Raw genomic sequence first — 10,872 nt, forward strand, 5'->3', positions numbered from 1 at the left:
GTTTTAGTTTTTACTGAGCACTAAATAAAGAGTCAAGTGTTAAGCCTTGCTGCTTTAACAAGTCTCGTAATTTACGCAAAGCTTCGACTTGTATTTGTCTGACCCGCTCTCGCGTAAGGCCAATTTCATAACCGACATTCTCTAAGGTAGAAGGCTCATAGCCCAACAGTCCAAAACGACGTGCAAGCACTTCCCTTTGTTTCTCATTTAAAGATTCCAGCCACTGTGTGATGTTGCCTTTCAGGTTTTCGTCCTGCAGGACACCTTCAGGCCCGGTATCTGCGTCATCCGTTAAGATATCCAGCAGCGCTTTATCGTTATCGCCACCAATAGGGGTGTCTACAGAACCAATACGTTCATTCAGACGCAGCATTTTAATAATATCGCCTACCGGCTTATCGAGGCTTCTTGCTATATCATCAGCTGTCGGTTCATGATCCAGTTTATGAGCGAGTTCACGAGCAGCACGGAGATACACATTCAGTTCTTTAACGACATGAATGGGCAGGCGGATGGTACGCGTCTGATTCATAATAGCGCGTTCAATAGTTTGTCGTATCCACCAGGTGGCATAAGTTGAAAAACGGAACCCCCTTTCCGGATCAAATTTTTCAACGGCTCGTATGAGTCCTAAATTACCTTCTTCAACAAGATCCAATAAGGGTAATCCCCGATTAGAATAGCGGCGGGCTATTTTTACCACTAAACGCAAGTTGCTTTCAATCATCCGGCGACGAGCTGCCTCATCGCCTTTTAGAGCGCGACGAGAATAAAAAACTTCCTCTTGAGCAGTGAGCAGAGGAGAAAAACCAATTTCTCCCAAATAGAGCTGTGTCGCATCCATTTTTTTCTGATACTGCGTTGATGACGATAATAATGCCTCTTCCAGTTCCTCTGCGGCACCATCAGGACTATCAACAATAGCTTCTTGCTCGTTGACTTCTTCTACATTGTCGACTGATTCTTCCTTTATACGGCTCATAACAAGCTCCCGTTATACTGAACACCGTGTTACAACACACGTCGACTTCCTTATCTTGTTATTATTATTCCCACATAACTAGCGAGACTTTGGTAAGTAATGCCTCGGATTTACCGACTTACCGCGGAAACGAACTTCAAAATGTAATTGCACACGCGGACTCCCTGAGTCCCCCATTCGGGCAATTGTTTTTCCTACGTCCACCCATTCTTGCTCTTTAACCAGAATGTCCTCGTTGTGGGCGTAGGCAGTAATAAAATCATCGTTATGTTTCAAAATGATTAAATTACCAAATCCACGTAATGCGTTTCCAACATAAACCACTTTTCCTGCAGCCGCAGCGTTTACTGAATCACCACGTTCACCGGCAAAATCAATGCCTTTGTTACCCGGTTCACGCAGCGAAAAGTCAGCTGCTATTCGGCCGCTCGAAGGCCACCGCCAAACAATTTTATCATTACTCGGTTGCTCCAATTCAGGTCGTTCAATTCGCGGTTTCGACTGACTCTGACGACCCTTATCGACTTGTTTTGCAACTGTTTTTTTAGCGTTTGTTTTTTGACCATACTCTTTCTGTTCAGTATTAGCAACGGAGGTTTTTATATTATTTTGTGCGTTATTCGAGGTTTTTTTATTCGGTTTAGCGCTAGTTGTTTGTTGTGTCTTTCTGGCTGAGGTGACACCAAGTTGCGGCTTGCTCACCAAACTCAATTTCTGTCCCGGATAAATCGTGTAAGGTTTACGTAAATTATTGATTTGGGCAATATCCTGAACATCCAGATTAGCCCGAAACGCTATTGAGTAGAGTGTTTCGCCCGGTTGAACTTCGTACTCTTTTTCATTTAGCGAGTTGGGTTCGAAATCGCGGTAGGTCTTGCCGGTATAAAGTTCTTCAACGGGTGCAGGCGCTGATCGGCCGCTGCAAGCCTGAAGCAGAATTATCACAAAAATTAATAATATCGATTGTTTAACTGCCCCGGACGCTAGAAACATCATTATTCCAATTGCGCTATTACGTACCCAATAATAACCAGTATTACCAGTGTCCAGCCAATACGGTCAACATATTCACGAAGTTTTACGCCCATCTCCGGGCCGCCAGTGCGCAACAACCAGGCAACCAGATAAAACCGCATGCCCCGACTAATAGCCGACGCAATAACAAAAGGAAAAAAGGCTATCTGCATCACTCCCGCCGTTACGGTGAATAACTTATAAGGAATGGGTGAGAAACCGGCAATAAAGACAATCCATACTCCCCAGTCTGCAAACCAACTTTGTACCGTTAACAGTTTACTTTCGTAACCAAGTGCTTCCACTGCGGGCACAACCACAGATTCATAAGCCCAATAGCCCAGAAAATACCCCAAGATACCACCAGCTACCGAAGTAACCGTGGTTAAAAAAGCCAGCCGCCAGGCTTTTTCAGGTTGGGTCATAGCCATTGGCGCCAGCATGACATCGGGGGGAATGGGAAATATGACGGATTCAGAGAAACTTAATAAACCAAGAATAATGTTCGCTCTGGGATGTTGTGCCCATGATAATACTTTATCGTACAACGCTGAGAACAACTTCAAATGACATCTCCCCTGACCAAAGGTACAAAGCGAACATCGCCAATGCGCTGTTGCTCCAGTGAGTCACCAAACCGGCGCATTACCACCAGGCTTTGCGACTCATTCTGTTCGCCCACCGGAATAATCATGACTCCGCCATCAGCAAGTTGATCCACTAAATGCGGTGGAATATCGCTGGCTGCGGCCGTGACGATAATACCGTCAAACGGACTCTTACTGCGCCAGCCTTTCCAGCCGTCGCCATGACGCATAGAAACATTATGCAAATCGAGCTGACGCATACGCCGTTTGGCCTGATACTGCAATGTAGCAATACGTTCAACACTAAATACTTTATCCACCAGCTGCGCTAATACTGCCGTTTGATAACCTGAGCCCGTACCTATTTCAAGCACGTTTTTACAATTATGCTGCATTAATAGCTGCGTCATTGTCGCAACCATTAATGGCTGCGAAATCGTCTGCCCGTTACCAATGGGTAAAGCGGTATTTTCATAGGCTTTATGAGCCAGAGACTCAGGCATAAACAAGTGCCTTGGCGTTTCAGCGATCACGCGCAAAACGTCTTTATTCGTAATGCCCAACTCTTCCAGTTGTTGAATCAGTCGCTTTACCCACGACTGTCCATTACTAGTCATCATTTTTGTTGTTCTAACCAATCTGTCAGTGTGTCGGTATGGCGTTGTGCCGTCATATCCAGACTTAACGGCGTAATGGATACATAACCTTCGTGTATTGCTGTGAAATCGGTATTTGGCTCTTCGCTGGCATGGTGACCAATTGGTCCGTACCAAAATATTTCGCTACCAAAGGGGTCACGGTCATGAACCATAGTTTCAGCACGATGCCTGCGACCTAACTTAGTCACCCTGGTACCTTTAAGTTGATCGTAAGTTGTGTATGGCACATTAATATTCAGCACTGTATCTAACCGCAACGGATCATTTTCCATACCTGCCACAATCTCTGCGACAAAACGCGCGGCCGTATCGTAATAGTCGTGGCCGCGTCCTCCCATAGAAACAGCGATAGACGGAAGCCCCATAAAACGGCCCTCCATTGCCGCCGCAACTGTTCCGGAATACAGCACATCATCCCCCATATTGGGGCTGTCATTAATACCTGAGACCACCAGGTCAACGTCTTCTGCCATCGGTGAATTGGTGCCTAAATGCACACAGTCAGTCGGTGTGCCGTTAACCGAGTAAAATCCGCTATCCAGCCGACGCACACGAAGGGGGTTATGCAGCGTCAATGAGTTACTGGCACCACTGCAGTTGCGATCAGGAGCAATAACCCGTACTTCTGCCACTTCTTTAAGTGCTTGATGCAACGCGCGAATACCTGGTGCGTGTACACCATCATCGTTACTTAATAAAATTTTCATCATTTGGAGTCACCACTTAAATCTACAATTTCATTTAATACGGTCGTCGCATAAGCGCCGGACGGAAGCGTAAACCGCAACTCGGCATGGTTGCCCTGCCAACTTATTTCCGGCGCTTCTACCCGCAAAAGTAAAGCTCTGCGTGAAGTATCAACCCGAAGTTTTTTCATAGCCTGTAACCAGCTTTCATAAGGCTGTAATAAACTGGATTCAAAGCTTTCGGCTTCGTCTTTGACCAAAGGTTTATTGCTACTACCGGGTAACGGCGCCGTTAAATATATGTCGTTATTTAACAGGCGCTGTTTCAGTTCATTGTCCCACTGTTCCACGGTAAACACCGATTGCGAGCCTTTTAACATGACACAGTCACCAGCCAGCATACCTTGAGCCCCAAACTGGCGTATTCGTCCGGCAACAATTTGGTTAAACAGATAACTGCGCAACGCGGACAAATACAAACTGCGTTTATTCCGACGAATACGAGCGGGACGTGCAGCCATAAGCCAACGTTCCGCCTCAGCGACATTATCGCCGGCACGGCCAAAACGCTGCTCACCAAAATAATTAATAACGCCCTGCTCAGACACCGATCGCCAAAGCGTTTCTAAAGCTTCTTTCGAACTGACATTGGCTAATCGAATAACAAACCGATTGGCACGGTGAAAACCGCTCTTTAACTTTTTTGTTCTGCGTATAACCCGTTCAACCGACATTTCTTCATCATTCAACTCATTCCAGTTAAGCGTTTCTTTGCCCGGTAGCTGAATGGAAAACCACTGCCAGGTAACCGCCTGACGATCTTTTAACCCCGAATAACTGACATTTTTAGGTGATACACCAGCAAACCGAGCTATTTTCTCCGCACAGAAGTGAGTGTTCGCGCCTTTTTTTCTGACCCAAAGCCACTGATGCTCGCCCTCACCATCATCCTCAACATCCAGTTGTTCAATGACCTGAAAGTCCTGTGGCGTCTGCTTAAACTCAGCTTTTGGTCGTTCGCCCTCATTCAAGCGCGGTAAATCAGCCAGCGTCACTTGCAGAGGAGCCAGCATTAAACCGACTCCATCAGTACCACGGCGTGACAGGCAATACCTTCTTCACGCCCGACAAAGCCTAACTTTTCGGTGGTTGTCGCTTTAACATTAACGTTATCAACGCAGGTGTCTAAACAATGGGCAATACTGGCTTGCATATCGTTAGTATGCGGTGCCATTTTCGGCGTCTGCGCCACAATAGTCACATCAATGTTGCCGGTTCTGAACCCTTTGTCTTGGCACAGCTGTACTGCGTGACTTAACAACTCCGCACTATCAGCCCCGGCATAGCGTTTGTCGGTATCAGGAAAATGCTGACCAATATCGCCTAAGGCTAATGCCCCTAATACAGCATCGGTGACCGCATGTAATACGACGTCGCCGTCAGAGTGTGCAACTAAGCCTTGGTGATGCTTAATTTTAACCCCGCCTAACATTAGCGGCTTATCAGCTCCCCAACGATGAACGTCATAACCATGCCCGACACGAATTTTCATCAACCACTTTCCTCTTTATTATTGGTAACAAGTAACCAGTCCCGAACGCATTCGAAATCTTCCGGATGAGTTACTTTCAAATTGCGGACAGACCCCGGCACCAGCGCAGGCTGAAATCCACACCACTGCATAGCCGATGCTTCATCGGTTAACTGAGGATTGAGCGCCCCCATATGTTCAATTGCCTGCTGCAGCCGCCCGGCGTTGAAAACCTGGGGTGTCTGAGCTTGCCATAACCCTTCGCGGTCAACACTGGACTCAATACGGCCCGTGCCGTTTTCACCTGAAGGGTAAGTAACACAACGTTTTAAAGAGTCTCTTACAGGAATAGCTAAAATAGCGCCCTGAGGGTCACTTAAACCGGCATCGATAACAGCCTTTAAAGCAGATTCGGGCAGACATGGGCGCGCTGCATCATGAACTAACACATGGGTAGCCCCTTGCGAAGTTGCCGCATCAATTCCGGCCAAAACAGATTCGGCCCGGCTGTTTCCCCCTTTAACAAAATGAATCTTTGTGAATTGCTTTTTAATACCAACCAAATAATCAGCTTCGGGGTCAGAAACGGCAATAAACACGTGCTCGACACGAGGATCCCGGGTCACCGCTTCAATACTGTATTCCAGCAAGGTTTTTTCAGCTACGGTCAGAAACTGTTTAGACACCTTAGATTGCATTCGGCTGCCATTACCAGCTGCCGGAATCACCGCCATGAGCAGACGGTTTTCATTAATCACTGTGTCTTTCGCTGCACTATTCACCTTGTTTGCTCTCTCACGCTAGGGGTTGCGATCGGGAACAAAGCGGAAAAAAACTTCATTTTTCTTTACCATCCCTAGTTCATTGCGAGCACGTTCTTCCAACGCATCTTCGCCTTCACGCAAATCTTCAATGTCTGCGTAAATCAATTGATTGCGCCTTTCCAGGTTTTCATTTGTTGTCCTTTGATTACTGACTTCTTGCTGCAACCGCCAATAATCCGGTAAGCTGTTTTTACCAAACCACAAGCGGTATTGTAACGCAAGAAACAAGGCCAACAACACGACCAGAGTCACCCGCATGCTCAGCTCCGTTGTTTTTTCCTGTTATCATTATGAAGACTAATGACGTGACTGAAAAGCCGTTTTCAGAATTTACAGACAAAAGAGGTTCATTTGGAGTATTTTGCCGCCGCATTGGTGTTCTTTTTTGCTGCTTTACTTCAGGGTGTCAGCGGTTTCGGTTCGGGGTTGTTAGCCGTGCCAATTCTTGCACTTTGGTTCCCTATTAGTGTTCTCACACCGGCTTTATCGGTTATTAATATTATTGTTGGTGGCTGGATTTACTGGAAAAACAAGGAAGCGGCACGACCGTCTCAATGGAAATGGCTGATTTTTTCGGGCGTTATTGCTTCGCTGGTATCCGGCTCGTTATTGTTAACCGTTAACGAGCAGTTTATTAAGCTCATCCTCGGTTTTATTATTCTTGCTGTCGCGCTTATTTTAGCCAGCGGCAAACAGCTGCCAACAGCCGAACATGCGCCGGGTCATATTGCCGTAGGTGCCGGGTCAGGACTGCTTAATGGACTAATGACTTTAGGCGGACCACCCATCGTTTTGTTTTTAGCCAATGCCCGTATACCTAAACAACAGTTCCGTGCAACGCTCAGCTTATTCTTTTGCTGCATTGCCATAGCCAATGTCGCAAACTTTTCACGTCAATCTATTTACGCAGAAACACATCTTTATCTTATTTTAGCGCTGTTGCCTTGTGCTCTTATTGGCGCCGGTATTGGCCATAAACTTCAGCATCACGTATCAGAACAACGTTTTCGACAACTCACTCTTTTACTTATGGTACTTTCAGGACTGAGTGTTGTAATACAAAGTATCAAATAGTCGTAGTACTCAATACTGCGGCTCTTCTGACCAAGTCGAGGTTGAAATCGTTTTTTGCGCGTTTAAGCGCCATCGAGTTTGCTGTTGTCATAACAGCTCATCAACTTAAACTTGAGTTGACTGAAAGTCTGCTTATGGAAAACATTCTTGATGTATCCTTCGTCTTCAATATGCTGGATCGCGCATGTTCAGCAAACCCTTACCCGAAACCTGAAACAGCGTTTTCTTTATTAGGGCGTGTTGATCTTTGCTGATTAGATTTTGTTCGTTCTGGCGACGTTTTGATCGCGAAACGAGGAACGAAGTTTAGTTATTCTAAATAAGCGACGAGTGACAAAGAGCAAAGCGTCGCCAGACGAACCCTTCGGGCAGCACTTGGCTGACATTTCTACGGCGTTATCGCTTGTTCATGTAGAATAACTACACATCATAAGCTCTGCCTTGTATAAATATCAGCCAAGCTGCTGCAAAAGCAATCAGCAAAGATCAACACGCCCTAAAGACAGCCAATAAATTTTAACGAAGCTGGCTGTCTTTACTCGCACGACGGTTAAAGCCGCCCTTTTCTGAATTTTGTTTATCCTGTTCCGCCTGACAACTAACGCATAAGCGAACACCCGCAATGGCTTTACGCCTGGCTTCGGGTATCGATTCACCACATTCTTCACAATACGCCAGACTCTCGCCAACTGACAATTTACTGCGTACACGCTTTACTTCGTCTTCTGTGCTGGCATCAATCTGCTCCTGAACTGCGCCGTCGTGCGACCAGCCACCGGCCATAATTAACCCCTTAAATTAAAATGGAGAACACAAACTAACGATGAGTCTGATACATTAACTGTAACTTACGAAGCAATAAAGATTGGAGTTTACTCTTAAAATTGCCTATGAAACTTATTTATACTCACGAAAATAAACTATTAGTGGAAAATGCCCGTAACCTACTGCAGATGGAAGGTATTGAAACTGTTATAAAAAATGAGTTCTCCAGCGGTGCCGCAGGTGACTTAGCCCCGCTGGATACCTGGCCTGAGTTATGGATTGTTGAAGAAACACAATTCGCTAAGGCTAAAACATTGATTGATGATATAGAAGCGAAGGCTAATGGTGCTGACTGGCGTTGCAATAATTGCCAGGAAGTGAACGGAGCCGCTTTTGAAGTTTGCTGGAGCTGCGGAAACCCGGCTTAAAATAATTAAGGGATATGAGTATATGCTGCTTTGCATCCCAGACTTTACGCTATTAGGCAGTTTGCGAATTAGTTCGATAAATACCCCCTCTTAATTTTGAAAGGAGAAAAAAATGAACGGAAGTGAAACTTACACAATAGCCTACTGGGGCGTACTCATTGCACTGGTTATCCTGTTGGTTCAGTGGCTTATTGCCAGTGGCCAAAAAGCTAAGCAACCGGGAGCTGTGCCCGGCAAAATCGACGACTCTTTGAGTCATTCCTCTTTTGTATTTCGTGCTCATCGCACACTTATGAACTCTCTGGAAAATTACCCATTGATGCTGGGAACCGTGTTCCTTGCCTTCTTCGTCGGTGCCAGCGCGTTCTGGACAGGCTTATTTATCTGGATTTTCGCTATTGCCCGCTTAATCCATATGATGCTTTACTACGCGATAGCTACCGAGAAAAACCCAAGCCCGCGCAGTTACTTCTTTATGATTGGTTTGGCCGCAAATGTCGCTTTGCTTATCTTGTGTGGCATTACTCTGGTGTAACAACAAAATGGGCTGATCAAACATCAGCCCATTCTCTTAACAGGTTATGAAATACCTTAGTCAGTCGGTCAAAGTTTTCAGATTTTCCATTGGCGTCAAACTCGGCTTTCACGGACTGTTCAACATCAAATAACAGCTCTCTGTGACTGGGTTGTTTAATCAAACTTTGTACCCACCCTATCATCGCCAGTCTCGCCCCTTTGGTTACCGGATTAACCCTGTGCAGGTAATGACTGGGATAAATCAGAATATCGCCAGCGTCCAGCCGCCAGCTTCGCTCTCCGCTTGGGTCTTCGATGACGAGCTCACCACCCTCAAACTCAGTTAAAGCTGATAAGCCCAGCGTAAAAGATATATCGGTTCTGGCACCATTCATTAAGGAATCGTCCATGTGCGTACCGTAGTATTCGCCTTGCTGATACCGATTAATACTGGCCCGCGCAACCTGTTTAGGCCTCATAACCGACTGCACCAAACTATTTTTTTGCAACCGGTCCAGCAAAACCTGAGTCGCCGCCTGTGACTTTTTGCCCGACAACTGCTGATTATTTTTCACATCTTTTGCCGCCCAGCCTGCGGTAGCTTTACCGTCACTGAACTGACTGTCATCCAGCCCTGAAACAATATTCTTTACAGTCTCTGTATCAATGGCATTACTAATTTGTAGTATCATTTTCAGTTCACTTAAACTTGCGAATAGTTATCATTTCTGCAAATATACAGAAGTTAATTCACTTAAAAAAGCTTACTAAGGTTTTTCTATGTTTGAAAAGAAAAAAGTTTGGCTGAGTGTTGGCAGCGTTTTAGCCACCACGGTAACAGCGTCGCAAATCTGCGCAGCACCACTGACTCAACCCAATGCCGCACCGGCAATGTTTATGGCAGCTCCCATGGCAGAAGGCGAAATGGCCGCTCCTGAAATTAACTTAAACACCAATGACACAGCTTTCCTGGCTCAGCTCGGTTTTATTCGCGGGCACTTATGGGTGGGCATGAAACTTTATGAGCAAGGTCACATTGAAATGGCAAAAACTCATATGAAACACCCCGGCGACGAACTTTACAGCGGCTTAACAGAGGCTTTTGAAGCGCGCGGATTACCCGGTTTTGCTGAGCCGTTGAATAGGCTGGCAGAAAGTGTCATCAATGATCAAAATGAAGACACGGTGATGAGTAATTACAACGCGCTGCTGGAGTCTATCAGTGCTAATGAGCCTATTACTGAAATGTCGGCACAAGACGTCATACTGAGCGTTTCATCTATGTTAATGGTAGCGGCTGACGAATACGCTATTGGTATTCAAAATGGCGAAGTCGCAAATGTTCACGAGTATCAGGACGCTATGGGCTTTAAGGAAATTGCGCTGGAACGTTTGAATCGCATTAATGATAAAGAAGCTGAAAAAGCAAAAGAAGCGATCAATGAAACTCGCCAGGTAATTAACAACCTGAATAACCTCTGGCCGACCACCACCCCAAAAGGTGAATTCAAAGGCGACCCCAGTAAAATTTACGGTGCAGCGTCGCGTATTGAGTTAGAAGCTCGTAGCATTTAAACATTAACAGCAGTTGCATTCGCTCTAAGTTTTTGTTCCACTAAAAAAGAATCTTGTCGGAGTGCCTGTTGCTTTTCATTCTTAAAGCGACAGGCTGAGACCGCAACTGCGGGATCCGTTGAACCTGATCAGGCTAATACCTGCGAAGGGAACAAGAGAGCACCCGCTTAAATCTATCGCCATTTCTGCGTTGGTGTTCCTTTCAACACTCCTGACAAGCATCTCTAACCA

At 45.9% G+C, this 10,872-nt stretch carries 15 protein-coding genes and 1 riboswitch; of the genes, 4 read left to right on the forward strand and 11 right to left on the reverse strand.

The annotated features are described in order from the left end of the window. Window positions 1-10: 10 nt before the first annotated feature. From rpoS to ftsB, 9 genes are all read right to left on the reverse strand, one after another. Window positions 11-982: an RNA polymerase sigma factor RpoS gene (rpoS, locus tag L8G48_RS03800; RefSeq protein WP_248263271.1), complete on the reverse strand. Its 972-nt coding sequence runs from the start codon at window positions 980-982 to the stop codon at window positions 11-13. A gap of 78 nt (window positions 983-1,060) precedes the next feature. Continuing rightward, on the reverse strand, window positions 1,061-1,978 hold the full coding sequence (locus L8G48_RS03805) for a peptidoglycan DD-metalloendopeptidase family protein (protein ID WP_248263272.1): 918 nt from the start codon (window positions 1,976-1,978) through the stop codon (window positions 1,061-1,063). Beyond that, window positions 1,978-2,562: a YqaA family protein gene (locus L8G48_RS03810; RefSeq protein ID WP_248263273.1), complete on the reverse strand. Its 585-nt coding sequence runs from the start codon at window positions 2,560-2,562 to the stop codon at window positions 1,978-1,980. The genes L8G48_RS03805 and L8G48_RS03810 overlap by 1 nt, the downstream gene beginning before the upstream one ends. Continuing rightward, entirely contained in the window at window positions 2,559-3,200 is a 642-nt protein-coding gene (locus L8G48_RS03815; protein WP_248263335.1) for a protein-L-isoaspartate(D-aspartate) O-methyltransferase, read from the reverse strand. The genes L8G48_RS03810 and L8G48_RS03815 overlap by 4 nt, the downstream gene beginning before the upstream one ends. Then, window positions 3,200-3,952: a 5'/3'-nucleotidase SurE gene (gene surE, locus L8G48_RS03820; protein ID WP_248263274.1), complete on the reverse strand. Its 753-nt coding sequence runs from the start codon at window positions 3,950-3,952 to the stop codon at window positions 3,200-3,202. Before surE ends, L8G48_RS03815 begins: the two co-directional genes overlap by 1 nt. Then, window positions 3,949-5,001 carry a tRNA pseudouridine(13) synthase TruD gene (gene truD / locus L8G48_RS03825; RefSeq protein WP_248263275.1) on the reverse strand — a complete coding sequence of 351 codons (1,053 nt, stop codon included), beginning with the start codon at window positions 4,999-5,001 and terminating at the stop codon, window positions 3,949-3,951. Before truD ends, surE begins: the two co-directional genes overlap by 4 nt. Continuing rightward, window positions 5,001-5,480: a 2-C-methyl-D-erythritol 2,4-cyclodiphosphate synthase gene (ispF, locus tag L8G48_RS03830; RefSeq protein WP_248263276.1), complete on the reverse strand. Its 480-nt coding sequence runs from the start codon at window positions 5,478-5,480 to the stop codon at window positions 5,001-5,003. The genes truD and ispF overlap by 1 nt, the downstream gene beginning before the upstream one ends. Then, a complete protein-coding gene (gene ispD / locus L8G48_RS03835) occupies window positions 5,480-6,193 on the reverse strand; it encodes a 2-C-methyl-D-erythritol 4-phosphate cytidylyltransferase (protein WP_248263336.1) in 714 nt (237 codons plus the stop codon). The genes ispF and ispD overlap by 1 nt, the downstream gene beginning before the upstream one ends. A gap of 66 nt (window positions 6,194-6,259) precedes the next feature. Next, window positions 6,260-6,541 carry a cell division protein FtsB gene (ftsB, locus tag L8G48_RS03840; protein ID WP_248263277.1) on the reverse strand — a complete coding sequence of 94 codons (282 nt, stop codon included), beginning with the start codon at window positions 6,539-6,541 and terminating at the stop codon, window positions 6,260-6,262. 93 nt (window positions 6,542-6,634) lie between these two features. Here ftsB and L8G48_RS03845 point away from each other — a divergent pair, with 93 nt between their 5' ends. Next, entirely contained in the window at window positions 6,635-7,357 is a 723-nt protein-coding gene (locus L8G48_RS03845) for a sulfite exporter TauE/SafE family protein (protein ID WP_248263278.1), read from the forward strand. A 516-nt stretch (window positions 7,358-7,873) separates the two neighbouring features. On the opposite strand, the gene L8G48_RS03850 is transcribed toward L8G48_RS03845, so the two are convergent. After that, window positions 7,874-8,140, reverse strand: a complete 267-nt coding sequence (locus L8G48_RS03850; protein WP_248263279.1) for a DksA/TraR family C4-type zinc finger protein — start codon at window positions 8,138-8,140, stop codon at window positions 7,874-7,876. Between the two features lie 107 nt (window positions 8,141-8,247). Between L8G48_RS03850 and L8G48_RS03855 the strand changes: the two genes are divergently transcribed. Both L8G48_RS03855 and L8G48_RS03860 read left to right on the forward strand, forming a co-directional pair. Next, the gene (locus L8G48_RS03855; protein WP_248263280.1) at window positions 8,248-8,550 is read left to right on the forward strand and encodes a putative signal transducing protein; all 303 of its coding nucleotides are present in this window, start codon (window positions 8,248-8,250) and stop codon (window positions 8,548-8,550) included. A 112-nt stretch (window positions 8,551-8,662) separates the two neighbouring features. Continuing rightward, window positions 8,663-9,085 carry an MAPEG family protein gene (locus L8G48_RS03860; RefSeq protein ID WP_248263281.1) on the forward strand — a complete coding sequence of 141 codons (423 nt, stop codon included), beginning with the start codon at window positions 8,663-8,665 and terminating at the stop codon, window positions 9,083-9,085. Between the two features lie 16 nt (window positions 9,086-9,101). On the opposite strand, the gene L8G48_RS03865 is transcribed toward L8G48_RS03860, so the two are convergent. After that, window positions 9,102-9,758, reverse strand: a complete 657-nt coding sequence (locus tag L8G48_RS03865) for a Fe2+-dependent dioxygenase (protein ID WP_248263282.1) — start codon at window positions 9,756-9,758, stop codon at window positions 9,102-9,104. Between the two features lie 88 nt (window positions 9,759-9,846). On the opposite strand from L8G48_RS03865, the gene L8G48_RS03870 reads away from it, so the two are divergent. Continuing rightward, complete coding sequence (locus L8G48_RS03870) at window positions 9,847-10,641, forward strand: 4-helix bundle domain-containing protein (protein ID WP_248263283.1); 795 nt, start codon at window positions 9,847-9,849, stop codon at window positions 10,639-10,641. 47 nt (window positions 10,642-10,688) lie between these two features. Next, window positions 10,689-10,809: riboswitch (TPP riboswitch) on the forward strand. Window positions 10,810-10,872: the final 63 nt, after the last annotated feature.

The organism is Idiomarina aminovorans (genome assembly GCF_023155095.1).
GTDB lineage: Bacteria > Pseudomonadota > Gammaproteobacteria > Enterobacterales > Alteromonadaceae > Idiomarina > Idiomarina aminovorans.